The 24,651-nt window shown below is 73.8% G+C and carries 30 protein-coding genes, 2 tRNA genes and 1 other RNA gene; 14 read left to right on the top strand and 19 right to left on the bottom strand.

Features of this window, described 5'->3' with window-relative positions; genetic code table 11:
- Positions 1–33: 33 nt before the first annotated feature.
- From ACZ6Q9_RS27075 to ffs, 5 genes are all read right to left on the bottom strand, one after another.
- The gene (locus ACZ6Q9_RS27075) at positions 34–1,698 is read right to left on the bottom strand and encodes an ABC transporter substrate-binding protein (protein WP_393268514.1); all 1,665 of its coding nucleotides are present in this window, start codon (positions 1,696–1,698) and stop codon (positions 34–36) included.
- A 310-nt stretch (positions 1,699–2,008) separates the two neighbouring features.
- On the bottom strand, positions 2,009–2,602 hold the full coding sequence (gene recR / locus ACZ6Q9_RS27080; protein ID WP_396830087.1) for a recombination mediator RecR: 594 nt from the start codon (positions 2,600–2,602) through the stop codon (positions 2,009–2,011).
- A gap of 7 nt (positions 2,603–2,609) precedes the next feature.
- Positions 2,610–2,918 carry a YbaB/EbfC family nucleoid-associated protein gene (locus tag ACZ6Q9_RS27085; protein WP_218106165.1) on the bottom strand — a complete coding sequence of 103 codons (309 nt, stop codon included), beginning with the start codon at positions 2,916–2,918 and terminating at the stop codon, positions 2,610–2,612.
- Between the two features lie 121 nt (positions 2,919–3,039).
- A complete protein-coding gene (locus ACZ6Q9_RS27090; RefSeq protein WP_396830086.1) occupies positions 3,040–5,679 on the bottom strand; it encodes a DNA polymerase III subunit gamma and tau in 2,640 nt (879 codons plus the stop codon).
- A 108-nt stretch (positions 5,680–5,787) separates the two neighbouring features.
- Positions 5,788–5,878, bottom strand: an RNA gene (ffs, locus tag ACZ6Q9_RS27095) — signal recognition particle sRNA small type.
- An 82-nt stretch (positions 5,879–5,960) separates the two neighbouring features.
- Here ffs and ACZ6Q9_RS27100 point away from each other — a divergent pair.
- A tRNA-Ser gene (locus tag ACZ6Q9_RS27100) sits at positions 5,961–6,045 on the top strand.
- Positions 6,046–6,338: 293 nt separating this feature from the next.
- Positions 6,339–7,133 carry a sulfite exporter TauE/SafE family protein gene (locus ACZ6Q9_RS27105; RefSeq protein WP_396830085.1) on the top strand — a complete coding sequence of 265 codons (795 nt, stop codon included), beginning with the start codon at positions 6,339–6,341 and terminating at the stop codon, positions 7,131–7,133.
- A 30-nt stretch (positions 7,134–7,163) separates the two neighbouring features.
- Here ACZ6Q9_RS27105 and ACZ6Q9_RS27110 read toward each other — a convergent pair whose 3' ends face one another.
- Positions 7,164–7,412, bottom strand: coding sequence for a flavin reductase (locus ACZ6Q9_RS27110; protein ID WP_396830084.1), 249 nt, complete (start codon positions 7,410–7,412; stop codon positions 7,164–7,166).
- The gene (locus ACZ6Q9_RS27115) at positions 7,409–7,765 is read right to left on the bottom strand and encodes a hypothetical protein (protein ID WP_396830082.1); all 357 of its coding nucleotides are present in this window, start codon (positions 7,763–7,765) and stop codon (positions 7,409–7,411) included. Before ACZ6Q9_RS27115 ends, ACZ6Q9_RS27110 begins: the two co-directional genes overlap by 4 nt.
- 411 nt (positions 7,766–8,176) lie before the next feature.
- Here ACZ6Q9_RS27115 and ACZ6Q9_RS27120 point away from each other — a divergent pair, with 411 nt between their 5' ends.
- Complete coding sequence (locus ACZ6Q9_RS27120; protein WP_396830081.1) at positions 8,177–8,944, top strand: helix-turn-helix domain-containing protein; 768 nt, start codon at positions 8,177–8,179, stop codon at positions 8,942–8,944.
- A complete protein-coding gene (locus tag ACZ6Q9_RS27125; protein WP_357456327.1) occupies positions 8,935–9,126 on the top strand; it encodes a DUF397 domain-containing protein in 192 nt (63 codons plus the stop codon). The genes ACZ6Q9_RS27120 and ACZ6Q9_RS27125 overlap by 10 nt, the downstream gene beginning before the upstream one ends.
- A gap of 67 nt (positions 9,127–9,193) precedes the next feature.
- Here ACZ6Q9_RS27125 and ACZ6Q9_RS27130 read toward each other — a convergent pair whose 3' ends face one another.
- Positions 9,194–9,766, bottom strand: a complete 573-nt coding sequence (locus ACZ6Q9_RS27130; RefSeq protein ID WP_396830080.1) for a YdeI family protein — start codon at positions 9,764–9,766, stop codon at positions 9,194–9,196.
- A gap of 5 nt (positions 9,767–9,771) precedes the next feature.
- Entirely contained in the window at positions 9,772–10,182 is a 411-nt protein-coding gene (locus ACZ6Q9_RS27135) for a VOC family protein (protein WP_396830079.1), read from the bottom strand.
- A 62-nt stretch (positions 10,183–10,244) separates the two neighbouring features.
- On the opposite strand from ACZ6Q9_RS27135, the gene ACZ6Q9_RS27140 reads away from it, so the two are divergent.
- The 4 genes from ACZ6Q9_RS27140 (at position 10,245) to ACZ6Q9_RS27155 (ending at position 13,226) form a co-directional block, all read left to right on the top strand.
- Positions 10,245–11,252, top strand: coding sequence for a helix-turn-helix transcriptional regulator (locus ACZ6Q9_RS27140; RefSeq protein ID WP_396830078.1), 1,008 nt, complete (start codon positions 10,245–10,247; stop codon positions 11,250–11,252).
- A 144-nt stretch (positions 11,253–11,396) separates the two neighbouring features.
- Positions 11,397–12,011 carry a hypothetical protein gene (locus ACZ6Q9_RS27145; protein ID WP_396830077.1) on the top strand — a complete coding sequence of 205 codons (615 nt, stop codon included), beginning with the start codon at positions 11,397–11,399 and terminating at the stop codon, positions 12,009–12,011.
- 32 nt (positions 12,012–12,043) lie between these two features.
- Complete coding sequence (locus tag ACZ6Q9_RS27150) at positions 12,044–12,538, top strand: hypothetical protein (protein ID WP_396830125.1); 495 nt, start codon at positions 12,044–12,046, stop codon at positions 12,536–12,538.
- Positions 12,539–12,674: 136 nt separating this feature from the next.
- Positions 12,675–13,226 carry a hypothetical protein gene (locus tag ACZ6Q9_RS27155; protein WP_393268545.1) on the top strand — a complete coding sequence of 184 codons (552 nt, stop codon included), beginning with the start codon at positions 12,675–12,677 and terminating at the stop codon, positions 13,224–13,226.
- Positions 13,227–13,594: 368 nt separating this feature from the next.
- Here the strand turns inward: ACZ6Q9_RS27155 and ACZ6Q9_RS27160 are convergent, their stop codons facing one another.
- Entirely contained in the window at positions 13,595–14,029 is a 435-nt protein-coding gene (locus ACZ6Q9_RS27160; RefSeq protein ID WP_396830076.1) for a hypothetical protein, read from the bottom strand.
- 147 nt (positions 14,030–14,176) lie between these two features.
- Positions 14,177–14,263 (bottom strand) — tRNA-Ser (locus tag ACZ6Q9_RS27165).
- Positions 14,264–14,338: 75 nt separating this feature from the next.
- On the opposite strand from ACZ6Q9_RS27165, the gene deoD reads away from it, so the two are divergent.
- The 3 genes from deoD to ACZ6Q9_RS27180 all read left to right on the top strand — a co-directional run bounded on the left by deoD (position 14,339) and on the right by ACZ6Q9_RS27180 (position 16,266).
- On the top strand, positions 14,339–15,046 hold the full coding sequence (gene deoD / locus ACZ6Q9_RS27170) for a purine-nucleoside phosphorylase (RefSeq protein WP_393268550.1): 708 nt from the start codon (positions 14,339–14,341) through the stop codon (positions 15,044–15,046).
- Positions 15,047–15,163: 117 nt separating this feature from the next.
- Positions 15,164–15,802: a TetR/AcrR family transcriptional regulator gene (locus ACZ6Q9_RS27175; protein WP_396830075.1), complete on the top strand. Its 639-nt coding sequence runs from the start codon at positions 15,164–15,166 to the stop codon at positions 15,800–15,802.
- Positions 15,799–16,266, top strand: a complete 468-nt coding sequence (locus ACZ6Q9_RS27180; RefSeq protein ID WP_396830074.1) for an acyl-CoA thioesterase — start codon at positions 15,799–15,801, stop codon at positions 16,264–16,266. The genes ACZ6Q9_RS27175 and ACZ6Q9_RS27180 overlap by 4 nt, the downstream gene beginning before the upstream one ends.
- 55 nt (positions 16,267–16,321) lie before the next feature.
- Here ACZ6Q9_RS27180 and ACZ6Q9_RS27185 read toward each other — a convergent pair whose 3' ends face one another.
- Genes ACZ6Q9_RS27185 through ACZ6Q9_RS27200 form a run of 4 tightly spaced genes read right to left on the bottom strand, consistent with a single transcriptional unit; the run spans position 16,322 to position 19,867 of the window.
- Positions 16,322–17,566, bottom strand: a complete 1,245-nt coding sequence (locus tag ACZ6Q9_RS27185) for an ABC transporter permease (protein WP_396830073.1) — start codon at positions 17,564–17,566, stop codon at positions 16,322–16,324.
- Complete coding sequence (locus tag ACZ6Q9_RS27190) at positions 17,566–18,264, bottom strand: ABC transporter ATP-binding protein (RefSeq protein ID WP_396830072.1); 699 nt, start codon at positions 18,262–18,264, stop codon at positions 17,566–17,568. Before ACZ6Q9_RS27190 ends, ACZ6Q9_RS27185 begins: the two co-directional genes overlap by 1 nt.
- Positions 18,261–19,343 (bottom strand): efflux RND transporter periplasmic adaptor subunit, encoded by a 1,083-nt coding sequence (locus tag ACZ6Q9_RS27195; RefSeq protein WP_396830071.1) that lies wholly within the window; start codon positions 19,341–19,343, stop codon positions 18,261–18,263. The genes ACZ6Q9_RS27190 and ACZ6Q9_RS27195 overlap by 4 nt, the downstream gene beginning before the upstream one ends.
- The gene (locus ACZ6Q9_RS27200; RefSeq protein ID WP_396830070.1) at positions 19,340–19,867 is read right to left on the bottom strand and encodes a hypothetical protein; all 528 of its coding nucleotides are present in this window, start codon (positions 19,865–19,867) and stop codon (positions 19,340–19,342) included. The genes ACZ6Q9_RS27195 and ACZ6Q9_RS27200 overlap by 4 nt, the downstream gene beginning before the upstream one ends.
- Positions 19,868–20,026: 159 nt before the next feature.
- Here ACZ6Q9_RS27200 and ACZ6Q9_RS27205 point away from each other — a divergent pair, with 159 nt between their 5' ends.
- The gene (locus tag ACZ6Q9_RS27205; RefSeq protein ID WP_396830069.1) at positions 20,027–20,683 is read left to right on the top strand and encodes a response regulator transcription factor; all 657 of its coding nucleotides are present in this window, start codon (positions 20,027–20,029) and stop codon (positions 20,681–20,683) included.
- Positions 20,680–21,843, top strand: a complete 1,164-nt coding sequence (locus ACZ6Q9_RS27210) for a sensor histidine kinase (protein ID WP_396830068.1) — start codon at positions 20,680–20,682, stop codon at positions 21,841–21,843. Before ACZ6Q9_RS27205 ends, ACZ6Q9_RS27210 begins: the two co-directional genes overlap by 4 nt.
- 29 nt (positions 21,844–21,872) lie before the next feature.
- On the opposite strand, the gene ACZ6Q9_RS27215 is transcribed toward ACZ6Q9_RS27210, so the two are convergent.
- The 4 genes from ACZ6Q9_RS27215 to ACZ6Q9_RS27230 form a co-directional block, all read right to left on the bottom strand.
- On the bottom strand, positions 21,873–22,325 hold the full coding sequence (locus ACZ6Q9_RS27215; protein WP_393268592.1) for a nucleoside deaminase: 453 nt from the start codon (positions 22,323–22,325) through the stop codon (positions 21,873–21,875).
- A 193-nt stretch (positions 22,326–22,518) separates the two neighbouring features.
- Entirely contained in the window at positions 22,519–23,046 is a 528-nt protein-coding gene (locus ACZ6Q9_RS27220; RefSeq protein ID WP_396830067.1) for a tRNA adenosine deaminase-associated protein, read from the bottom strand.
- Positions 23,047–23,159: 113 nt separating this feature from the next.
- Complete coding sequence (locus tag ACZ6Q9_RS27225; protein ID WP_350709602.1) at positions 23,160–23,327, bottom strand: hypothetical protein; 168 nt, start codon at positions 23,325–23,327, stop codon at positions 23,160–23,162.
- 112 nt (positions 23,328–23,439) lie between these two features.
- Positions 23,440–23,826 (bottom strand): hypothetical protein, encoded by a 387-nt coding sequence (locus tag ACZ6Q9_RS27230; RefSeq protein WP_393268567.1) that lies wholly within the window; start codon positions 23,824–23,826, stop codon positions 23,440–23,442.
- A 60-nt stretch (positions 23,827–23,886) separates the two neighbouring features.
- Between ACZ6Q9_RS27230 and ACZ6Q9_RS27235 the strand changes: the two genes are divergently transcribed.
- Positions 23,887–24,636 (top strand): M23 family metallopeptidase, encoded by a 750-nt coding sequence (locus ACZ6Q9_RS27235; protein WP_393268568.1) that lies wholly within the window; start codon positions 23,887–23,889, stop codon positions 24,634–24,636.
- Positions 24,637–24,651: the final 15 nt, after the last annotated feature.

Raw genomic sequence — 24,651 nt, forward strand, 5'->3', positions numbered from 1 at the left:
GAAGCAGCGCCCGCCCGCGGTCGGAGCGTCAGGTCAGGACTTGAACTCGGCCGTTTCAAGCCGCTCGTCGGTGAGCGGGCTGGCCTTGACCCCGGTCACGTCCTTGCCGAAGACGATCGCCGGCGGCGAGTGCGACACCGGGACGCCGGGCAGGAACTCCATGATGGCCTTGTTGAGGGCCTTGTACTTCTCCACCCGAGCCGCCTGGTCGGCGGTGGTGTCGGCGTCCTGGAACTGGTCGAACAGGGCCTTGTTGGTGAAGCCCCACTCGTCCTTCGGCCGGTCGAACATGGTGCCGATGAAGTTGTAGCCGTCGCCGTAGTCACCGGTCCAGCCGAGGAAGTGGATGTCGTGCTTGCTGCCGGAGGTGGTGGCGTTGAGGTAGTCCGGGCTCCACTTGAGCGGGATGCCCTGGACGTTGATGCCGACCGCCTTGAGGTCCGCCGAGAGCAGCTCGAAGATGTCCTTCGGGTTCGGCATGTACGGGCGGGTGACCTCGGTCGGGTAATGGAACCGCAGGGTCAGGTTCGTCGCGCCCGCCTCGGCCAGCAACTGCTTGGCCTTCTCCGGGTTGTAGTCGTACTTGGCGACGTCGCCGTTCCAGCCCTCGACGGTGTCCGGCATGAAGTTCTCGGCGACCTTGGCGCCCGGGGGCAGCTTCGAGTCGACCAGCGCCTGCCGGTTCAGGGCGTGCGCGATGGCCTGCCGGACCTTGATGTCGGCGAGCTTCGGGTTCCCCTTCTGGTTGATGGCCAGGTAGAGGATGTTGAACGCCGGGCGGGTCAGGACGTTGAAGCCCTCGCCCTTGAGCGGCTCGACGTCGGCCGGGCCGACCAGGTCGTAGCCCTGGATGTCGCCGGAGCGCAGCGCCTGCTTGCGCGCGTTCTCGTCCGAGATGGTCTTGAAGATGATGGTCTTCAGCTTGGCCTTGGCGCCGGCGTAGTCGTCGTTGCGCTCGATGGTCAGCGTCTTGTTGGCGACGTCCCAGGACTTGAACTTGAACGGGCCGGTGCCGGTCGGGTGCTCCATCGCGTAGGACGGGTACTTGATGTCATCGGCGGTGCCGCCCACGTTGCTCGCGTCGTACTTCTCCAGCGCCGTCGGGCTGTGGATGGAGAACGACGGCAGCATCAGCGCGGCCGGGATCTTGCTGGAGACCCGGGTGAAGGCCAGGTCCACAGTGGTGGCGTCCTTGACGGTGCAGGACTTGAAGAGGCTCGGCGGCAGCTCCGCGTCCTCGTTCTTGGCGAAGCCGCCCATGACGTCCTGCCAGTACGCCGTCACGTCCGGGCTCTGCATGAGGCCCTTGGCGTTGTACCAGCGGTCGAAGTTCTTGCAGACCGCCTCGGCGTTGAAGTCGGTGCCGTCGTGGAACTTCACGCCGGAACGCAGCTTGAAGGTCCACGTCGTGCCGGCGGCGTCCGGAGTCCAGGACTCGGCCAGACCGGGGGTGATCTTCGTGCCCCCCTCCTCCGGCGTGACCAGCGTCTCGAAGATGCTGCGTGCGACGCGCAGCGACTCACCGTCGCTGGCGAAGCTCGGGTCGAGCACCTTCGGGTCTCCGGCGACGCCGAAGACGAGGGTGTCCTTCTTGCTACCGCCGGAACTGTCACCGCGGTCGCTCTCGGCGCAGCCTGCTACCGCGAGGGCCGCGACCGCGACGGCCGCGATAGCGACCTTCGGCCTGGATGCACGCATGGTGCTTCTCCTTGGGGGTACGGACAACGTGGTGACAGGGGTCACCGATGGGCGTGACCTTAGCCTTCGTTCGGACCGCCGGGAAACCTTCGTCGAAGCGGTTGGTACCGGATCGTGTCTTAACCGAGGCGTCCCGCCCCGGAGGCAGCGCCGGACCGCCATCAAAGGGGCGAAATGTCCAGGTTGACCGATGCAAATTTGTTACATCTATCGACGCGCGCTTCGTCCACATGTCAGAGCCCACAGTGGATGTCCGAGCGCGTACGACAGTGGCCGGCACCGGGATCCGGTGCCGGCCACGATCGGCGGATCAGACGGCGCGGCGCCCCTCGAAGGCCCGGCCGAGGGTGATCTCGTCGGCGTACTCCAGGTCGCCGCCGACCGGCAGGCCGCTCGCCAGCCGGGTCACCGCGATGCCCATCGGCTTGACCATCAACGCCAGGTAGGTGGCGGTGGCCTCGCCCTCGGTGTTCGGGTCCGTGGCCAGGATCAGCTCCCGCACCGTGCCCCCGCCCAGGCGGGTCATCAGCTCGCGGATGCGCAGGTTGTCGGGCCCGATCCCCTCCAGCGGGTTGATCGCCCCGCCGAGCACGTGGTAGCGGCCCCGGAACTCACCGGTCCGCTCGATCGCGACCACGTCCTTCGGCTCCTCGACCACGCAGAGCACCTCGTCGGTGCGGCGCGGGTCGCGGCAGATCCGGCACTGGTCGGACTCGGCCACGTTGTAGCAACTGGTGCAGAACCGCACCAGCTCCTTGACCTTGCGCAGCGCGCCGGCCAGCCGGTTGACGTCGGCCGGGTCGGCCGACAGGACGTGGAAGGCGATCCGCTGCGCGCTCTTCGGGCCGACGCCCGGCAGCCGCCCCAGCTCGTCGATCAGGTCCTGGATGGCACCCTCGTACATCTGCCGCTCAGAAACCGGGCAGGCCGAGGCCGCCCATGCCGCCGGTGACCGGGCCCATCTTCTTCTCGGTCAGCTCCCGGGCCGCCTCGGCGGCGTTGTGCATCGCCGCGACGACCAGGTCCTCCAGGGTCTCCACGTCCTCCGGGTCGACCGCCTTGGGGTCGATCTTGATCGCCTTGAGCTCCCCGGTGCCGGCGACGGTCGCGGTCACCAGGCCGCCCCCGGCGGTGCCGGTCAGCTCGGCCTCGGCCAGCTCGGCCTGGGCCTTGGCGATCTGCTGCTGCATCTTCTGCGCCTGCTTCAGCATCTGCTGCATGTTCGGCTGTCCACCTGGGCGCACGGATGGCTCCTTCTCGCACTCGTCTGCTCGGCCGCCGCTCAGCCTATCCGCTGGAAGCGGCCTCGCCCCGCCCGGTGCTTCCCCGCCCGGCCTTGCCCTACCGGGCGTCCACCTCGTCGATCTTCTCCGCGCCGAACGCCTCGCGCAGCAGCCGTACCGCCTGCTCCTCGCTGGACTCCCGCGCGGTCTTCTCGTCGAGCACCTCGTCCAGCGGCTCGTCGCCCGGGTCGAAGCCCTCGTAGGTCGGGCTCGCCGGCTGGGCGCCGCCGGGGCGTCCCCCGCCGCCGCGCACCGGCCCGTCGAAGTCCGGGTCGTACGGCGGCTCGCCGGCCCAGTCGGCGTCCGCGGTCTTCCGGGCCGCCTGGGCGGGCCGCGGACCGCGTCCCGCCGCAGCCGCCCGCGCCGCCGCGATCGCGCTGCTCACCGGGGGACCGGCGGGCGCGGCCTGCTGCGGCGCCGCCGAGGGACCGGCCGGCTGCGGTACGGCCGGCGCGGCGGTCACCGACGCGCTGCCCGCCGGTGCGGTGGTCGTCGCCGCGCCCGCCGTCGAGGTGGCCGTCGACGTGGTTCCCGACGTGCCACCCGGCCGGGCCGGTTCCGGCCAGTCGTCGGCGCCCCCGGCCGCGCCACCCGGGCGGGCCGGCTCGGGCCAGTCCTCGCCCCCGCCGGGCCGGGCCGCCTCGGGCCAGTCCCCGGCGTCGTCGGCGGACGTGTTGCCGCCCCGCGCCGCACCCGCGCCGGACGCCGGACGGGCCGGCCCGCCCTGGCCGCCCGCGCCGCCACGAGGCCCACCGGCCACGCCATCGGGCCCGCCGGTTGCACCGCTCGGGCCGCTCGGACCGCCGGACATGCCGCCGCCCGCGCCGTTGCCGGACGGGCCGGCGCCGCCCGGGGCTTGGTGGACGGGGGCGGCCGGGGGCGGGGAGGCCGGGCGGGCCGGAGCGGCGGGCCGGGACGGGCCACCGAGCGACGCGCCACCCCGCTCGCCGGCCACCTCGCAGCGGATCTGCCAGCGGCTGCCGAACTCCTCGTACAGCACCTCGGCCAGCACCGAGGTGTGGTTGCCCATCATCTGCGCGAGCACCGGCGACTTGACGGTCAGCACCAGGGTGTCGCCGTCCACGTCGCGGACCACTGCGTCGCGCATCAGCGCGGCGGCCGGCTTCTTGATCCGGTTGACCTTGGCGACGATGTCCGGCCAGACCCGGCGCACCGCGACGGCGTCCAGCGCGCCCGCCGGAGCCGCGCCGGGGCGGGGCGGCTCCGGGGTGGCCGGGTCGGGCATCACCGCCGAGGGCGGCACCGGACGGCGGGCGGGAGCATCGGCGGGCGGGCCACCGGCACCCACCGGGTCCGCGGCACCCGGGACCGCCTCCGCCGACCGGGAACCGGTGGCAGCCCCGGCTGCGGCGCGGGCGGCGGCGACACCGGACGGAGCGGCGGCAGCCGCCGGCGGGCCGGCGGGCCCCGGGTCGGGCGCGGCGACAGCCGCGGTCGCGGCGGGAGCGTCGGGGCGTACCGGAGCCGGGGCGGCCGGCGCGGGGCCGGCGACGGCCAGCGGCGCGTCGGTGCCGGCGAGGGTGAGCCGGCGCTCCATGCGCTCCAGGCGCTGGAGCAGGCCGCCGGTGGTGTCGTCGGCGCCGGGCAGCAGCATCCGGGCGCAGATCAGCTCCAGCAGCAGCCGAGGCGCGGTGGTGCCGCGCATCTCCACGAGACCGTTGTGCACGATGTCGGCGCAGCGGGACAGGGTGCCCGGGCCGAGCCGCTGGGCCTGGGCGGTCATCCGCTCGATCTGGTCGGTCGGGCCGTCGATCAGGCCCTTGGCGGCGGCGTCCGGCACCTGCTGGAGCACGATCAGGTCGCGCAGCCGCTCCAGCAGGTCCGAGGCGAACCGGCGCGGGTCGTGCCCGGCCTCGGCCACCCGGTCGACGGTCGCGTACGCGGCCGCCCCGTCGCCAGCGGCCAGCGCGTCGCACATCTCGTCGATCAGGGCGGCGTCGGTGACACCGAGCAGCGCGGCGGCGCGGGGGTAGGTGACCCCCTCCGGCCCGGCCCCGGCGATGAGCTGGTCGAGCACGGAGAGGCTGTCCCGGGCGCTGCCGCCGCCCGCGCGCACCACCAGCGGGAAGACCGCCGGCTCGACCGCCACGCCCTCCGCCTCGGTCAGCTGCTCCAGGTAGGGCCGGAGCACCTTCGGCGGGATCAGCCGGAACGGGTAGTGGTGGGTCCGCGACTTGATCGTGCCGAGGACCTTCTCCGGCTCGGTGGTCGCGAAGATGAACTTGACGTACTCCGGCGGCTCCTCGACCAGCTTGAGCAGGGCGTTGAAGCCGGCCGACGAGACCATGTGCGCCTCGTCGATGACATAGATCTTGAAGCGGCTGCGGGCCGGCGCGAAGAACGCCTTCTCGCGCAGCTCGCGGGCGTCGTCGACGCCACCGTGGCTGGCCGCGTCGATCTCGATGACGTCGATCGAGCCGGCGCCGTCGGTGGCCAGCGAGCGGCACGACTCGCACTGCCCGCACGGCTCCGGGGTGGGACCCTGCTCACAGTTGAGGGAGCGGGCCAGGATGCGGGCGCTGGAGGTCTTGCCGCAGCCCCGGGGACCGGAGAAGAGGTACGCATGGTTGAGCCGCCCGCTGCGCAGCGCCTGCGACAGCGGCTCGGTGACGTGCTCCTGCCCGATGACCTCGGCGAAGGTGCGTGGCCGGTACTTGCGGTAGAGCGCCAGTGCCACCCGTCCCGCCTCCTCTCGACCGAGCCATTCTGCGCCGGTCAGCCGCGGGTGACCACCCACCCCGCCGGTGACCTGACCCGCAGGGACGTTACCGGCACCCGGAGACAGAAAGGCCCCCCGTGCACCCGTCAGAGCCCGCTTATCCTTGCTGCCTTCCGGCCCTGGGGAGGTTCACGAGATGCACGCCGCACGGGGGGTGCCACCAAGCCTACCCGACTCCGGGTCGATCTTCAGGGGGTGGTGGGGTGGCCGACCCGCCGGGGACCTGTATCCTCTTCTGCGGAGGATTCGCCTAGAGGCCTAGGGCGCACGCTTGGAAAGCGTGTTGGGTTCACACCCTCACGAGTTCGAATCTCGTATCCTCCGCTCACCTGAGCAGCATCAACGCGAGGGCCGGCCCCATCGGGGACCGGCCCTTCGTCGTCTCCCAGCTACTTGGTCCCAGCTCGGGACAGACCCCTGCCGAGTCGGTCGGCCGTCGAGCGGCGGGTCCAGCTGTTCCGCGTCGGCCCCGGGCGTCCGGTCGAGAGGTGATCTCCGACGCAGGTCGATCAACCGGCAGGGCCGGAACCATACGCTGGCAGCCGCATTCGACAGCGAGATATCCGGGCGGCGGCGACCTGAGGGCGACGACCGGCCCGGGGAAGGCGCGGACACAGATGAACACGATGTTGAACGCCGCCGAGATGCTGGCGGTGCTGGCCGCCGGGGTCGCGGCCGGTGCCATCAACGCGGTGGTGGGCTCGGGCACGCTGGTGACCTTCCCGGTCCTGCTGTCCCTGGGCTATCCACCGGTGGTGGCGAACGTGTCGAACACGGTCGGGCTGGTGCCGGGGTCGTTCTCCGGGGCGTACGCCTATCGCCGTGACCTTGCCGGGCACGGCCGGCTGCTGGCGCGGCTGGGCGTCGCGAGCGTGCTCGGGGGGATCACCGGGGGCGTACTGCTGCTGCGGCTGCCGCCGGGGGCGTTCCGGGCCATCGTGCCGGCGCTGATCGGGCTGGCGCTGGTGCTGGTGGTGGTGCAGCCGCAACTGGCCCGGGCGCTGGCCCGCCGGCGGCAGGGCCGGGCGGACGCGCCGCCGCCCGCCGACGGGGAGGTCCGGCACATCGGGCCGCTCCTGCTCCTCGGTGTGTTCGCCACGGGGGTGCACGGCGGCTATTTCGGCGCCGCCCAGGGTGTGCTGCTGCTGGGGCTGCTCGGGGTGCTGCTCTCCACCGACCTGCGCTGGGTCAACGGGGTCAAGAACCTGCTCGCCGGCCTGGTGAACGGGGTCGCGGCGGTCCTGTTCATCGCCCTGGGCACGGTGGCCTGGCAGCCGGCGCTGCTGATCGCCGTGGGTTCCGTGGTGGGTGGCCTGGTCGGCGGCCGGTGGGGGCGCCGGCTGCCGCCGGCGGCGCTGCGCGCCGCGATCGTGGTCGTCGGGCTCGCCGCCCTGGTCAACCTGCTGGCCTGAGCCGGCGCCGCCCGACGTGAGCCTGGCCGGTCATCCGCGCGCACGGGTCCACGAGACGAAGCGGTCGGCCAGGTCGGCGGGGTTGACGTCGTGGTCCAGCCCGGCGAGTTGCTCGGCGGCCTCGGCCTGGAGGGTCGCCAGGTAGACGGTGAGCGCGACGCGGTCGTGGCGGTACTCGCCGAGCAGCCGCAGCTTCGCCGCCGAGCAGGGCCAGGCGATGCCGCACACCCGGCAGCGCCAGGTGGGCCGGGTCGGGACGTGCTCGCGGCGTCGACTCACCGCCGGGCCGCCCCCGCTGCCTCTGCGGACCCTGGGCCGCCGGTGCCCGACCCGGACGGATCGGCGACGACCGTGACCGGGTGGTTCGACGGGGGCGCGGGTCGCGTCGTCGATCCGGCCGGCTCGGGGCCGGCGGAGATCAGCATGGCCCGGTCGACGCGGACGAAGGCGAAGCGCGCGCGGGCTCGGAGGGTGCCGTCCGGGGTGACCTCGTGGCCGCGTACCTCGGCCCACACCCGTCCCTCGAACGGGCCGATGCTCAGCACCTCGGTGATCCGCAGGGTCAGCGGGCCCTCGCCGAAGCGGTACGCGTCGTCCGGCACGCGGATCGTCGCGCCGACGGCCAGGGGCATCCGCGGCTCCCGGCGAGGCGCAGGCTCCCGGCGAGGCGCAGGCCCCCGGTCAAGCGCAGGCTCCCGGCGAGGCGCGGGCGGGGTCGGCTGGCATTGACCGGCGACGGCATCGGGCCGGACGGGCAACGGTGCCGGGCCGGGCGGCTGGCGGGTGGACACGGGCGGCTGGCGGGTGGGCACGGGCGGGGCCTCCTCCGGGAGCGCGACGAGGAACGCGACGAGCGGGCTGGCTGGAGGGGGCCGCCCCGCCCTCCCCGCCGGGGCGGCCCCGCGACTGGCACGACCGCCGGGCTCCCTCGCCTCCACCGGCCGCGCCGCCTTCGTCACCCCAACTTGCCGATAGTGAGCAGACAGATACACCGCGTAAATGTATGGTCGCCAGATATTTGGGACATCCGATGGGAGGAGCCCGTGAACGACGCGCTGCGGGTCGCGCTCAGCGACACCGGGCACACGACCGAATCCCTCGCCGAGAAGGTCGGGGTCGATCCGAAGACGGTCGGCCGCTGGCTGACGGAGGACCGCATCCCGCATCCCCGACATCGGTTGGCGGCGGCGGAGGCCCTCCACCGGGACGTGTCGGACATCTGGCCGGACACTTCGAGACGTCGTGACCCGATCTGGTTCCGTCCGTGGCAGGAGATCGAGCGCGAGGCGGTGTCGCTGCGGTCGTACGAGTCGGTGGTGCTGCCCGGGCTGCTCCAGACCGAGGCGTACGCCCGGGCCGTGCTGACCGGCGGAGGCCTGTTCCCCCGGGGCGACGTCGAGCGGCACCTGGCGGCCCGGCTCGCCCGGCAGGGCATCCTCCGGCAGGACGAGCCGCCGCAGTTCACGGCCGTCGTCGACGAGGCGGTGCTGCGCCGCCCGGTCGGCGGCCGGGCCACCATGCGCGAGCAGCTCCACGCCCTGGTCACGGTGTGCGCCGAGCCGCACGTCCGGGTGCACGTCGTGCCGTCGTCGGTCGGTGCCTACGCGGGGCTGAACGGGCCGTTCGTCATCGCCAACAGCCACGACCACCGGATCGCCGGCTATCTCGACAACCAACTCCAGGGCCAAGTGGTTAGCGACCCGACGGACATCGCCGCCATGATGGCTGCGTGGGAGAACGTGCGCGGCGAGGCGCTGACCCACTGGCAGTCTGTCGATCTCATCTCGGAAGTGGCGGAGACATGGAGCTGAATGGCGCGCGGTGGCGCAAGAGCAGCCGCAGCAGCGGCAACGGCGGCAACTGCGTCGAGGTCGCCGACAACCTGCCCGGCGTCGTCGCCGTGCGCGACTCGAAGGACCCGGCCGGCCCGGCGCTCGCCTTCCCGCCGGCGGCGTGGCGCGCGTTCGTCAGCCGGATCGCCGAGCGCCCCTGACCGAGCGGCGGTGACCGGGTCGGCGTCCGGGGCGGCGGGAGACTCCGCCGCCCCGGACGACCTGGGGTCACTCCGCCGGCATCGTGGCGGCCTCCAGGGTCGCCAGCGCCCGCCGCAGCGCGCGGGCCCGTCCGGCCGGCGTGCGCGCCTTGAGCAGCGGCAGGAAGATCCCGTACCGGTCGCTGCGGCTCAGGGCCTCGAACGCCACGCGGGCACGGTCGCTGCCCGCGAGCGCCGCGACGAGATCCTCGGGTACGGCGGCGCTGCGCTGCGGGGCGTACGCCCTCGCCCATCGGCCGTCGGCCTTCGCGGCGTCGACCTGCGCGCGGCCGGCGGGGCGCATCCGGCCGGCCGCCTCCAGGGCGGCCACGCGGTCGACGTTGATCCGCGACCAGGGGCTGCCCGGCCGGCGCGGCGAGTAGCGCTGGAGGAAGTGCGTCGCGTCCAGGCGGCGGCGGTGGCTGTCGATCCAGCCGTGGCAGATGGCGACGTCGCCGGCCTGCGCCGCGCTCATGGCGACCGCACCCGAGCCCTTGCGGGGAATCGCCAGCCAGGCTTCGGACCGGGTGCCGGCGTGCGCGGCGAGCCACCCGTCCCACTCGTCGGCGTCCGCGCACCGGATTATCTCGACCTCGTCCACGATCGTCAGCCCTGCCCGGCGAGGATCTCGACGTGGTGCGGGTTGTACATGACGCCCAGCAGGTTGCCGAACGGGTCGACCACGGTGGCGGTCACGAAGCCGCTGCCGCGGTCCTGCGGCGGCTCGTGCGGGGTGGCCCCCATGGCGAGCAGCCGCGCGAACATGTCGTGCACGTCGTCGACGTGCCAGTACAGGACGACGCCGCCCGGCCCGGACGTCGCGCCCGGCGGCCGGTAGCGGCTGTCGATGAGGCCCAGCTCGTCCTGGTGGTCGCCGAGCCGCCATTCCGCGTAGCCGTCGCGCAGGAAGTACGGCTCGAAGCCGATCAGTTCCGTGTACCAGCCCTTGGCCGCCTGCCAGTCCGCCGCCCAGTAGCTGACGTTGGCCATGCCGCGCAGTCTCAGTGTCTCCGTCATGGCCTCACGCTAGGACGGGTTGAGGAACACCAGCTTCCTCAATCTCGGGCAGAATCGGGAAAATGCTGGAAACCTCGGTACGGCTCCTGCGGCTCCTCTCGCTCCTCCAGCAGCGGCGCGACTGGTCCGGCGCCGACCTGGCGGCCCGGTTGGCGGTCACCACCCGGACCGTCCGCAACGACGTCGACCGACTCCGGCAGCTCGGCTACCAGGTGGACTCGACCACCGGCCCGGCCGGCGGCTACCGCCTCGGCGCCGGCACCGCGCTGCCGCCGCTGCTGCTCGACGACGACGAGGCGGTGGCGGTCGCGGTCGGTCTGCGGGCGGCCGCGGCGGGCTCGGTCACCGGCATCGAGGACGTGTCGCTGCGGGCGCTGACCAAGCTCGAACGGACCCTGCCGGCGCGGCTGCGCCCGCGCGTCGACGCCCTGCGCACCACCACGGTCTCGGCGGCCGGTGGCGGGCCGACCGTCGACGCCGACACGCTGACCACCGTCGCGGCGGCGGCCCACCGGCACGAACGGCTGCGGTTCGAGTACGCCGGCCACGACGGGAGCACCAGCGTGCGCGACGTCGAGCCGCACACCCTCGTCTACACGGGCCGCCGCTGGTACCTGCTGGCCTGGGACACGGACCGGCGGGACTGGCGCACGTTCCGCGCCGACCGGCTGCGTCCGCTGCCGCCGGCCGGGCCACGGTTCGTGCCGCGCGAGCCGCCGGGCGGCGACGCGGCGGCGCACGTGCTGCGCGGGGTCCGGTCGCTGGTCTGGGCGTATCAGGCGCGCATCCGGTTCCAGGCGCCGGCCGCCGTGGTGGCCGAGCGGAGCACCCCCACCTCCGGCGAGATCATCCCGATCGACGACGCGACGTGCGAGCTGGTCACCGGCACCGACTCGCTGCACGACCTGGCCACGTACCTGAGCAAGTTCGACGTCCCGTTCACGGTCCTGGCTCCCCCCGAACTCCACGACCTCCTCCACACCCTCGCCACCCGCTACCTCGCCGCCCTCCCCCACCCACCCCGGCGATCTCGCACTTCGCGCCCGGGCGAAGGCGCGCATTCCGCCTGAAACGGGGGCCGAAAGTGCAAGATCGCGGGGGTCGACGGTCCCCACGGCGGCGGGGATGGGCGGGTAGCGTGCGGTGGTTGGTGGCGGAGCCGGTTCCGTCGTACACATGTTCCATCCACAGGCTGTGGACGGCGGAGGGCTCCGATGGGTTACCAGCTCAGCGCGGTCGTCGCGGACGCCGAGCTGCTCCGCGAGCAGACCGCCGACCTCGACCACGCGGTCCTCGGCGAGCTGCGCCAGGACTTCGCGCTGCTGCCGGTCACCCCGCAACTGGTCGAGGAGCTGACCGGGGCGCTGCCCGACTTCTCCGTGGCGGAACGGTCGCCGACGGAGCCGTTCCACCTGGTGCTGTCGGCCGCCCTCGCCGGGGTCCTCGCGGGCTGGTCGCGGTCGGGTCCGGTGGCGTACCTGGAGGCGGAGTTCGCCGGCGGCGCCGGCTACCAGTCGGCGATGGTGTGGCTCGGCGGCGGGGTGAGCTGGGGGCCGCGCGTCGACCACCTCTTCGACGGGCCGCGGTCGGAGTGGCCGCTCAACGCCGCGCTCGCCCGGCTCGGCGCGGAGCCCGGCGCGTGGATCGACCCGTTCGCCGAGCTGGGCCTGCACGTCGAGCGGAGCACCGCCGGGTGGCTCGCGCACGGCCGCCGGCGGCTGAGCGCCGACTACTGGGACGAGCTGGCCGAGGAGTGGGAAAGCCGGCAATCTGGAAACGACCAGCAACCTGAGCGCCCCGGCCCCGTTGGGGACTGGGGGATTCTATGAAATTGCGACAATTCGTCTTCATCGCGACGCTGCTGACGGCTGCCTCGATCGCGGGCAGTGGCGCGCGCCCGCAACTGCCCGAAATGGACGGCCGGCCCGCCGGGGCCCTCGACGTGGTCGGCCTGAACGGGCTCCACAACGTCGAGTTCGGCGACACCGAGGACGAGCTGACCCGGCGGGGCATCCTGCGTACCGACGTCGACGCCTGCGGCCCGTCCCTCGCCGGACACGACACGACCAGCCCGATCTTCGTCGACGACCGGCTCGTGCTGCTCTGGCTCGGCGACGCGACGCGCACCCCGGAGGGCGTCACCGCTGGCAGCCCCGTCGACGAGGTCTGGGGCCGCTACCCGTCGGCGCGGGAGCTGGAGGCTCCACAGGGGACGCACCGGTTCGCCGGGCTGCTCGCCCGGCGGGGCGACCGCGCGTACCTGTTCCTGCACGACGGGCGTACGGTCCGCAAGATCATCGTCGGGTACGCCGAGTGGGCTGAGCGCCTCTTCGAGGAGGGCCACAGCCCCTGCTGAACTCCGCCGGTCGGTCTTCGACACCAGCGGCGTGCGGTACCGCGGCCCGACGGCTACGCCTTGCGGATGGACCGGGCGTCGACGGGGTCGGGGGCGCGGCAGGCATGTGCAGCGGAGTGCCGGGTATCCGCCGGACATGGCGCGGTACACGAAGCCCGAGCTGAGAGAACAGCTCAAGGAAGAGATCATGGCTTCCGACAAGGGCGGCAGGCAGGGGCAGTGGTCGGCGCGCAAGTCGCAACGGCTCACCAAGGAGTACCAGAAGCGCGGCGGAGGCTACGAGGGCCCGAAGGACGAGCGGCAGAAGTCCCTGCAGCGTTGGGGCGGCGAGCACTGGCAGACCAGGGAAGGCGACACCCGGGCGCGGCACGGCGACGAGACGAGTCGATACCTGCCCAAACAGGCCTGGGAGCAGCTCTCCGACGAGGAGCAGCGCAAGACCGACGCCAAGAAGCGGAAGGAGTCGAGGTCCGGCAAGCAGTACGTCGCCAACACCGAGCGGGCCAGCCGCGCACGCCGGAACGCCACGTCGGTCGGGCGGCTGTCGGAGCTGCCGGTTGCCGAGGCGGCCAAGCTCGTCCGGGGCCTCGACACGGGCCAACTCAAGGCGGCACTGCGGAACGAACGCGACAACAAGGGTCGCAAGACGCTCATCCAGCGGCTGGAGTCGGAACTCGACCGGCGCTGACGGGCGTCCGGGTTGCCGCGCCCGCTCGCGTACCGCCGAAACCGGGACCACACGCGGAACGCCCGGTGCGATCCTCGCGGATCGACCGGGCGTTCTCGCTGTTCACGAGCGGTGGCGGCGGGATTTGAACCCGCGGAGGGCGTAACCCCGCACACGCTTTCGAGGTCTGCGACCATGCATCCGTGGTGGTTCGGTAGTGGCCGCGAGCAGGTATGACGGTCTCCGACGAATGGAGGCGTGCACCTGCGGACCGTGGCGAACGAGACCACAAATGAGACGCCCCTGCCACGCCGTCGCCTCGACCCCGGTCACCTGTGTGATCGTCCCCAGCCGGGGACTCCTCGGTCGCCCGGCCCGGTCGGTTCCCGCTACGTCCGGCGCCGGTTGGCTATCGCGTGGACCAGGAGGACCACCCAGCCGATCGCGGCAAGCGCGCCGGCCACGGCGAGCCCGGTGAAGAGCAGCCAAGTACTGCCGCCCTGGGCGGCGAAGACACCCCTGCGGGCGCCGGTGTCACGGGCCGCCACGGTGGCCCCCGAGGTCAGCCCATCCGGCCCGTCGTAAACGATGACGTCGTTACGCGGCGTCCCGCCCCCGTCCGGGACGAAGTCGCCGTGCCAGGTGCAGTTGCGGCCGCACGTCTCGTAGCGCGCGGTGAATGTGCCCGCCGTGCCGTCACCGGACTTCGCCTGCAAGGCCGGAGCGACGTCGGGTACGGCGAGGGCCAGCCCGAGGAAGGTGAGGAAAGGAAGCCCAACCCAGAGCAGGAACTTCATCCCCCAGCCAGCTGTCCCATTCGCCACGAGCACACCGTAACGAGATCGGTCCAGCTGTCATGACCACTCACCGCCGCGCGGCACTAGCACCCAACTGAGACCAGAACTGAGACCACCAAGCGGAACGCCCGGCCGATCCTCGCGGATCGACCGGGCGTTCTCGCTGTTCACGAGCGGTGGCGGCGGGATTTGAACCCGCGGAGGGCGTAAACCCTCACACGCTTTCGAGGCGTGCTCCTTAGGCCACTCGGACACGCCACCGCCGACGAGGGTACAGGACAGCGGGTCTGGATGCCGAACCGGTGTCCCCGCCTCCGGCCTGGCAGGATCTTTGCCATGAGTACGCACATCGGCGCGAAGCCGGGAGAGATCGCCGAGCGGGTCCTGATGCCGGGCGACCCGCTGCGGGCCAAGTGGATCGCGGAGACCTACCTCGAGGACGCCAAGTGCTACTCGACGGTCCGGGGCATGCTGGGCTTCACCGGGCGCTGGAACGGCGTCGAGGTCTCCGTCCAGGGCTCCGGCATGGGCATGCCCTCCGCCTCGATCTACGCCCACGAGCTGGTCAACGAGTACGGCGTGAAGTCGCTGATCCGGGTCGGCTCCTGCGGTGCCCTGACCGAGGACCTGCGGCTGCGCGACGTGATCGCGGCGATCGGCTCGTCCACCGACTCGAACATGAACCGGATGCGTTTCGACGGGCTGATCGACTACGCCCCGGTCGCGGACTTCGGGCTGCTGCGCACGTCGGTCGAGGTGGCCGAGCGGCGCGGCATCGCCATGCGGGTGGGCCCGATCCTGGCGGCGGACGCCTTCTACACCGACCGCCCGGACCTCTACGACACGCTCGCCGACTACGGCGTGCTGGCGGTGGAGATGGAGTCGGCGGCGCTCTACACGATCGCCGCCCGGTTCAAGGCCCGCGCGCTGACCCTGCTGACGGTCAGCGACCACATCAAGACGGGCGAGAAGACCACCTCCGAGGAGCGCGAGCAGACCTTCAGCCAGATGGTCGAGATCGCCCTGGACACGATCATCGCCTGATCCCCCTCCCCTTCGGCTCCGCCGCCCCGTCGTCCGTTGGACGGCGGGGCGGTGTCGTGACGACCGTCACCCGACAAAACTATACGACCGGTCGTGCTTATTTATTAGCCTCTGCCCATGACACTCGACGGACGAGTCGCGCGGGGCGACCGGACCCGCACGGCCGCGCTGGACGCCGCCGTGGTGCTGGCCACCGAGGTCGGCCTGCACGGGCTCTCCCTCGCCCAGCTCGCCGACACGCTCGGGGTCAGCAAGTCCGGGCTGTTCGCGCACTGGCGCTCCAAGGAGGCGCTCCAGCTCGCCACCATCGACCGGGCCGTGGAGCAGTGGCAGGAGCGGATCGTCGCCCCGTCCCTGCGCGCCCCCGGCGGCGTACGGCGGCTCTGGGCGTTGCACCAGGCCCGGATCGACTTCTACGCCGCCCGGGTGCTCCCCGGCGGCTGCTTCTTCGCCAGCACCGACTTCGAGTACAACGCCCGCCCCGGCCCGGTCCGGGACCGGCTCGCCGAGGTGTTCGGCCGCTGGGCCGCGTTCCTCGAGCGGCTCGTCCGGGAGGCCGTCGACGCCGGCGAGCTGCCCGCCGACACCGACGTCCCGCAGTTGGCGTACGAGATCGACGCGCTCGGGATCACCGCCGCGCTGCGCTCCCGGCTGCTGGACCCCGACACCGCCTACCGGCACGCCCGCCAGGGCCTGCTGAACCGCCTACGGGCGTTGTGCCCCGACCCCACCCTGCTACCGGAAGGCCGCTCATGAGCCACGCCATCGCCGACCAGCCCGCCGTCGAGTTCGGTCACGTCGAGCACGTCACGGTGCACTTCGACGACCTCGACGCCCTCGGCCTCCTGCACAACGCCCGGTACGCGGTGCTGCTGGAACGGGCCCTGACGCCGTACTGGGCCGCCCGGGGCGTCTCGTTCCAGGGCGGGCAGCGCAGCGCCCCCGACGTGTTCCACGCGGTACGCGAGTTCACCATCACCTACCGCGCCCCGATCACCGGCACCGGGCCCGTGGCGGTGCACTTCTGGCTCGAACACTTCGGCACCAGCAGCGCCGAGTACGCCTACCAGTTCCGCTCCGTCGACGGCCGGGTGGTGCACGCCGAGGGCCGGCGCGCCATCGTCCGGCTCGACCCGGCCACTCTGCGCCCGGCGCCGTGGACCGAGACCGCGCAGGCGGTGGCCGCCACCCTGCTCCGCCCCGCCCCGAGCCCCGCCTGACGCGGTTCGGGTGCGTCCGCCGGTCGCGCAGGCGACCACGGACGCACCCGAACCGTCAGGCCAGCGCCTCCGTGGGGGCGAGCCGGGCGGCGCGGACGGCCGGATACAGGCCGGCGCCACCACCGATCGCCAGAGTCGCCGCCACGCCGCCGACCACCGCCCAGGCCGGCACCACGGTCGGCCACCCCCGGGAGAGCGCGTAGCCGGCGGTGACCAGGATGCCGAGCAGCACCCCGCCCGCCCCGCCCAACGCGGAGAGCAGCAGCGACTCGGCCAGGAACTGGGTGCGAACCTGCCCCCGGGTGGCGCCCAGCGAGCGCCGCAGCCCGATCTCGGCACGCCGCTCCAGCACCGAGATGACCATGGTGTTCGCCACCCCGACACCGCCGACCAGCAACGCCACCGCGCCGAGGCCCAGCAGCAGGCCGGTGAACGCCTCGTCGGTGGCCTCCGCGGCCGCCAGCGCGTCCGACGGCCGGGACACCTCCACCTCGTTCGGCGCCTCCGGGTTCGCGGTCGCGCCGAGCACCGACCGGACCGCCTCCACCGACGCCTCCCGCGACCGGGTGTAGACGGTCGTCGGGTGCCCGTCGAAGCTCAGGTACGTCTCCGCGGCCGGCCAGCCGACCAACGCCGAGCCGTCCAGCTCCGGGGCGAGCGGGGCCGGCGCCAGGATGCCGACCACGGTGAACCAGCGCCCGCCGAGGTGCACCTGCACGTCCGGGCCGGCCGCGCCGAGCCCGAGCCGCCGGGCGGCGGCGTCGCCGAGCACCACGGCCGGGTACCGCTCGGTGGCCGCGTTCAGCCAGGTGCCGCTGCGTACCGTCGCGCCGACGGTGTCGACCAGCCCGAGCTGGGCGGCCCGGGTGGCGATACCGCCCGTCTCGCCCGGCGGGATGCGGTCGGAGCGGTAGACCGGGGTCTCCGGCACCTGCCCGGTGGCGGCCACCGCGGTCACCGGCCCGATCCGGCCGATCATGGCGACCGACTCCACCGGGAGCCGCGCCTGGTCGCCGAAGAGCGTGCTGCCCGGGGCCACGGTGAGCAGGTTGGTGCCGAGCCGGTCCAGGGTGCGGTCCAGGTCGGCGCGGGACGACGACGAGATGCCGACCACCGCCACCATCGCCGCGATGCCGATCGCGATGCCCAGGGCGGAGAGAAACGCGCGCAGCGGCCGGGTGCGCAGCCCGACCCCGCCGACCCGGAGCACGTCGGCCGGCCCCAGCCGGGCCGGCACCAGCCGCGGCCGGTCGTCCACCACCGTCAGCCCACGCCGGTCGCGCCGGGTGTCCACCGCCATCAGCACACCCCCTCGGAGACCAGCGCCGCCGAGTCGGCCACCACCCGGCCGTCCCGCATCCGCACCTGCCGCGGCAGCCCGTCGGCGATCTCCCGGTCGTGCGTGATCACCACGACCGTGGTGCCCGCCACGTGCAACTCGCGCAGCAGCGTCAGCACCCCGGCACCGGCCACCGAGTCGAGGTTGCCGGTCGGCTCGTCGGCGAGCAGCACCGCCGGCTCCCCGACCACCGCCCGGGCCACCGCGACCCGCTGCCGCTCACCGCCGGAGAGCTCGTGCGGCCGGTGCGTCAGCCGGTGCCCGAGCCCCACCCGGTCGAGCGCGGCCTCCGCGCGCCGCCGCCGCTCCCGCCGGGGTACGCCGGCGTAGAGCAGCCCGTCCGCGACGTTGTCCAGCACGGGCGTGCCGACGGCGAGGTGGAACTGCTGGAAGACGAAGCCGATCCGGCGGGCCCGCAGCGCGGCCAGCTGGCGGTCCGGCAGGGTCGCCACGTCGTACCCGTCGATCCGGACCCGGCCGTCGGACGGGCGGTCCAGCGTGCCGATCAGGTGCAGCATGGTGGACTTGCCCGACCCGGACGGGCCGACGATCGCCAGCAGCTCGCCGTGCCGGATCCGCAGCGACACCTCACGCAGCGCCACGACCCCGCCCGGGTACGTCCGACTCACCCCGTCCAGCACGACGGCGTCGGCGGTCATGCCGGCATCCCCACGGTCATGCCCTCGGCCACGTCCGGGCCGCTGATCTCGACCCGGCCGGCGGCGAATAGCCCGGTGGTGACCGCGACGATCCGGCTCCGCCCCGCGTCGACCACCTCCACCCCGTAGCCGCCCTCGGCGAGGGCCAGCAGGGCCGCCACCGGCACGGTCAGCACGTCTGGCCGCTCGGCCGCGGTGAAGGTGACCTCCACGGACGCCTGGTCGTAGCCGGCGAGCTTCGCCGGGTCGGCAACCGACACGGTGACCTCGATCTTCGTCTCGGCCTCGCTGTCCTGGCCCGGCGCGCCGCCGGTGCCGGCGTCGATCACCGTCTGCACGGTCTCGACCTTTCCGTCGACCGGCCCACCGTCGGGCAGGCTGACGGAGACCGCGCCGCCCTTCTTCGCCAGCCGCTGGTCGTCGACGTCCAGCTCCACCGTGACCAACCGGCTGGTGCCGGTGTACGTCAACACCGCCTGGCCCGGCTGGGCCGCGTCCCCGGGCGCCGCCTGCTGGCTCTCCACCCGGACCGCGCCGGCGGCGTAGACGATCCGGCCCGGCTCGACCCGGCCGGTCTCGGGCAGCCCCAGCTCCTCCTGCCACTGCCGGACCGCGTCGGCGGTGCTGCCGGTGTACTCGTCGTCGACCGTGAAGCCGTCGTGGCCGAGCGCCCGCAGGTTCCGCTCGAACTGCTCGACGTCCGCCCCCTCCGCCCCGGGCTGGAGCACCCGGTACGCGGGCAGCGACCCGTAGAGCAGCACCACCGGGTCGTTGTCCACGGCGTAGAGCCGCCCACCCCGCTTCACCGTCGCACCGGTGTCCGGCACCGCGGTGATCGTCCCGCTCAGCCGGGCGGAGGCGGTGCGGGTGGTGCCGTACCCCAACTCGCCGTCGACGGTCTGGGCGTCCGTCAGCGTCTGCCGGGTGACCGTGGCGGTGGCCGGCGGGGCGGTGTCGGCGGCGGCGGTGCTGCGGTCGGTCCCGTCGAAGCCCACGGCGGCGGCGACCCCGACGCCGGCCGCGACCACGACGGCGGCGGCCAGCGCGACCGTCCGGAGCCGGAACCGACGAGCGCTCACCGGGCGGCTCCGGCGATCTTCGGCGAGTACTGCCGGCACTTCTCCATCGCGGCCTTCACCTGCTGGTCGTCGACTTTGATGGCGTCGGGCCGCAGTTGGATGCCACCGTCCGCGGAGGGGTCCGGGAACTCGGGCACGCCGTTCTCGCGCATGCAGGCGGCGAACTTGCGCAGCCGCTCCACCTGCTCCGGGTCGAGCTTCCGCTTCTCCCCGCCGTTCGGCAGGTGCTGCCGGCACTTCTCCATGGCCGCCTGCACCTTCCCCGGGTCGGTCTTCCCGTCGAACCGGAACAGCCGCGCGCCGCCCGGCTCCGGGTCCGGCACCTCCACCCCGTTCTCCCGCATGCACTCGGCGAATTTCAACTGCCGTTCCTCGTCGCTGAGCTGGGCGGCGGCGGAGGCGGGCACCGGTTCGGCACCGCCGCCTCCGCCCGCCGTCGCCACCGCCGGCCCGTCGCCCGACCCGCCGCAGCCGGCGACGGCCAGGGCGACCAGCAGCGGCACCGCGAGTAGTCCTCGTCGCATGACACGCTTCCTCTCCGGGCCCGGCGGACGTCGCCGGGCACCCCCCGTTCGGCCCGGCGCTCCACCGGGCGTCCCGACCAGTCGACGACAGGGGGCGTATCCGGGGCGTAACCGGCGGCGTTAACGGCGGCGTTATCCGGGGCGCGGCACCATTGGCGGGTGAGAGTGCTGGTGGTGGAGGACGAGAGCCTGCTCGCGGAGAGCATCGCCGAGTGGCTGCGCCGGGAGGCGTTCGCGGTCGACGTCGCGTACGACGGCGACGCGGCGCTGGAGCGGCTCGGCGTCAACGACTACGACGTGGTCGTCCTCGACCGGGACCTGCCGCTGGTGCACGGCGACGAGGTGTGCCGGGCGATCGTGGACGGCGGCGGGGAGACGCGGGTGCTGATGCTCACCGCGGCGGCGGCCGTCCGGGAGCGGGTGGCCGGCCTGGCGCTCGGCGCCGACGACTACCTGACCAAGCCGTTCGCCCTGGTCGAACTCTCCGCCCGGGTGCACGCGCTGAGCCGGCGGGCCCGCCCCGCCGCACCGCCCACGCTGGCCCGGGCCGGCATCGTGGTCGACCCCGGCCGCCGCGAGGTGCACCGGGACGGCCGGTACGTGCCGCTGTCCCGCAAGGAGTTCGCGGTGCTGGTCGAGCTGCTGCGCGGCGACGGCTCGGTGGTCTCCGCCGAGGAGCTGCTGGAGCGGGCCTGGGACGAGCACATCGACCCGTTCACCAACGTCGTCCGGGTCACCGTGATGAAGCTGCGCCGCAAGCTGGGCGACCCGCCGGTGGTCGAGACCGTGCCCGGTGTGGGATACCGGATCTCGTGAAGCGCCTCTCCCTCCGGGCCCGGCTGACCCTGATCTACGGCGGCCTTTTCCTGGTCGCCGGGTTGGTCCTGCTCGCGGTCACCTACGTACTGGTCGAACAGCGCACGACGCAGCCGTTCGGGATGGCGCTGCGCGACGCCAAGCCGGTCGTCCAGGGGGTGGAGCCGAAGATCAACGGTGTCCAGGCCGAACAGCTGCGGGTGCTGGTCAGCAGGGCCCAGGACGACGCCCGGGACCAGACCCTGTACTCGCTGCTCACCCAGGGCGGTATCGCGCTGATCCTGGTCTCCGTGGTGGCCATCGCGTTCGGCTGGCTGGTCGCCGGCCGGGCGCTGCAACCGCTGCACCAGATCACCGGGACCGCCCGGCGGATCGCCGGCGCCGACGTGGCCGGACGCGGGCTGCACGAACGCATCTCCCTCTCCGGGCCACGGGACGAGGTCCGGGAGCTGGCGGACACCTTCGACGAGATGGTGGAGCGGCTCGACCGCTCGTTCGACGGGCAGCGCCGGTTCGTCGCGAACGCCTCGCACGAACTGCGTACCCCGCTGGCGCTCAACCGTTCGCTGATCGAGCTGGCCGTCACCCGGCCGGGCGCGTCCGAGGACGTCCGTCGGCTGGGCGAGTTGCTGCTCTCGGTGAACGAGCGGCACGAGCGGCTGATCGACGGTCTGCTCACCCTGGCCGACTCGGAGAACGAACTCACCGCCCGGTCCCGGGTGGACCTGGCCGAGGTGGCCGCGCACGTCGTCGACCAGGCGGTCCGGGCGGGCACCGGGCCGGTGGTGGACCGGGAGTTGGCGGCGGCGCCGGTCACCGGCGACCCGGTGCTGCTGGAACGGATCACCACCAACCTGGTGGAGAACGCGCTGCGGCACAACCTGCCGACCGACGGGTGGGTCGGGATCCGCACCGGCGTGGTGGCGGGGCGGTCGACGCTGACCGTGAGCAACACCGGCCCGGTGGTGCCCGGCTACGAGATGGCGGCCATCTTCGAGCCGTTCCGCCGGCTCGCCGGTGAGCGGGTCGGCGGCGGCCGCGGGTTCGGCCTCGGGTTGTCCATCGTCCGGGCGGCGACCCGGGCGCACGGCGGCACGGTGACGGCCCGGCCCCGCGACGGCGGCGGGCTGGACGTCACGGTCGAGCTGCCGCCCGCCTGACTCCCACCCGGGGCGGACCGGCCCCGGCCTCAGCGGAAGAAGGCGCGCAGCAGTGCGGCGCTCTCCGACTCCAGGACGCCGCCGTAGACCTCCGGCCGGTGGTTGAGCCGGCGGTCGCGCAGCACGTCCCAGAGCGAGCCGGCGGCCCCGGTCTTCGGCTCCCACGCGCCGAACACCACAGTGGACACCCGGGCCAGCACGAGCGCGCCCGCGCACATCGTGCAGGGTTCCAGGGTGACCACCAGTGTGCAGCCGTCGAGCCGCCAGCGGCCCAGCCGCTCCGCCGCCCGGCGCAGCGCCAGCACCTCGGCGTGCGCCGTCGGGTCGCCGGTCAGCTCCCGCTCGTTGCGCCCCGTCGCCAGCTCGGCGCCGTCCGGCCCGTAGAGCACGGCACCGACGGGGATGTCGTCGGAGGCGTCCTCGCCCGTGCCGCCGGGGGGCTCCGCCGGCCCGGTGACCGCGACCTCCAGCGCCCGGCGCATCCACAGCTCGTGCCGCTGCCGCCGGCCGGCGCCGTCCGGGTCGGCCAGCCCCTCGTGCGCGCCGGGCCCGACCCGGCCGACCGAGCCGGGGGTCGGCTGCCCCGGCCGTACGGTCTCCAGCGCCGGATCGGTGGCGTCGGCCGGCTCCCCGCCGCCGGCCCCCGACCGACCCGGCCCGGCGGCACCGGACGGGTCAGACCTCACGCAGCTCCTCGACCTCGTCGGCGCAGCCGAGCATCAGGCACACCTCGGCGGTCACGTCGGCGGGCATCATGCCCTCCTGTACGCAGAGGTTGAGCAGCTTCTGCGCGGGGATGCCCAGGTCGGCCAGGATGTCGGCGTCGCCGACCGGGTCGGCCTCGGGGTCGACGGCGGGCTGCTGGCTCTCCTCGTCGCCGGAAGGGGCCGGGCGCGGCTCGTCGGTGTCGTCCACCCCCGTCACCGAGGTCTTGAGGTCTCCCACCAGCAGCGCGCCCAGCCGGGACTCCTCCGCGTACGCCGAGTCGGAGCCGAAGACCCGCAGGTCCTCCCCCTCGTCCAGGCGCAGGATCACCAGGTACGCGTCGTCCGCCTCGACGAAGAGCAGCGACAGGTCGGCATCCTGGTCGACGTCGCGCAGCCGGTCGGCGACGTCGTCGACGTCGGTGACGCCCCGCAGGTTGACCTCGGCCGCGGTCCAGCCGCCGCCGTCACGCACGACCGCCGCAGCGAAGTACGACACGGTCCCCCCAAAAGCCTCGGCACGCCGACCCGTTACGCGTGCACGTTAGCCGGTCGGGTCGGCAGACGACCGGTCAACGCCCCGAAGGGCCGGTCAATCCTGAGGAAACTCTCTCAGCCGGCGACGCGACGGCGGGTGGCGATGAGTTCCCGCAGCCGCTCGCTCCGCACCCGCTGCGGCCGCTCGCGCTGGCGGACCGCCCGGGCACCCGCCAACTCGGCGAGGAGCTGCTGGCGACGACGGCTGCGCTCGGGATCGAGCCGCGGAGTGGTCCAGGCCATACCGCCGAGAGTGCCGAGTCCGTGCGGCCACGTCAAGACGGGATTCGCTGCGCAGCCGACCCGCGACGCAGCGCAGCCGCGCCCGCCGCCCGGACCTCCCCGGGACCGGGGACTACCAGAGCGGCCAGTCCCCGCTCGACGCCCAGCGCACCGCCACGACGGCGGCGGCGATGCTCCACCCGCCGGCGGTGACGATCGCGACCCCGGTGGCCACCCCCCGGTCGCCGGCGCGGACCAGCAGCAGCGCGGCCAGCCAGGCCAGGCCGCCAGCCGCCACCGTCCACCAGGCGTACTCGGACACGCTGCGGCCGAGCAGGCCGAACAGGAGCAGCCAGACGGTCGCCGCGCCGCCGCCCACGGCGACGCCCACGCCGGTGACCGGGTGCGGCTCGCGGTAGGTGGGCCGCGACGGCGGCCCGGCGGGGAAGAGCCCCGAGGGGGCACGCGGCGCCGGGCGCAGGTCCGGGTCGGGCGGGAAGGCGTACGGTCCGGTCGTCACCTGCGCCTCCCCTCTGCCGTGCGGCTCGTCCCACCGTACCGACTCTGTCAGGATGTCCGGATGCCCTCGCCGACGATCCGACGCCGCCGCGCGCGTCCGGCGTACCCGGTCCTGCTGCTGCTCGTGCCGGTGCTGGCCGCCGGCTGCGCGACGAGCCGGCCCGGGACGGCACCCGGCACCCCCCGCCCGAGCCTGCCGGCCACGGCCGCGCAACCGGCGCCGTCGTCCGCCGTCCCGACCGACGCCGCCCCGACCGGCCCGTCGGCGGTGCCGACCCGCGCCGGGCTGCCGCACGTCTTTCCGGTACGCGCGGCGAACGTCGCCTACCACCCGACCCACTCGGCCTACCCGGGGACGGACATCTTCGCCGACTGCGGCGAGCCCGTGGTGGCGGTGACCGACGGCCTCGTCCTGGAGGTCAGCCGGGTGGACCGGTTCGACAAGCGGGGGCCGCGAGGGCCCTACAACGGCGGGCTGTCGGTCTCGCTGCTCGGCGACGACGGGGTGCGCTACTACGGCTCGCACCTGCGCCGGATCGCCGACGGGATCGACGCCGGCGTGCGGGTGCGGGCGGGGCGGCTGCTCGGCGAGGTCGGCCGGACGGGCAACGCGAACAACGTCTGCCACCTGCACTTCGGCATCTCCCCGCCGTGTACGGGCCGGGACGGCTGGTGGATCCGGCGGGGCGTGGTCTGGCCGGCGCCCTACCTGAACTCGTGGCGGCGCAAGGGCAACCGCGAGCCGGCCGCCGAGGTGGCCGCGTGGCACCGCCGGCACGGCTGCCCGAAGGCCCCGGCGACGACCGGCTGACCGCGCCGCAGGTCG

It is taken from the genome of Micromonospora sp. NPDC049139 (genome assembly GCF_055586845.1).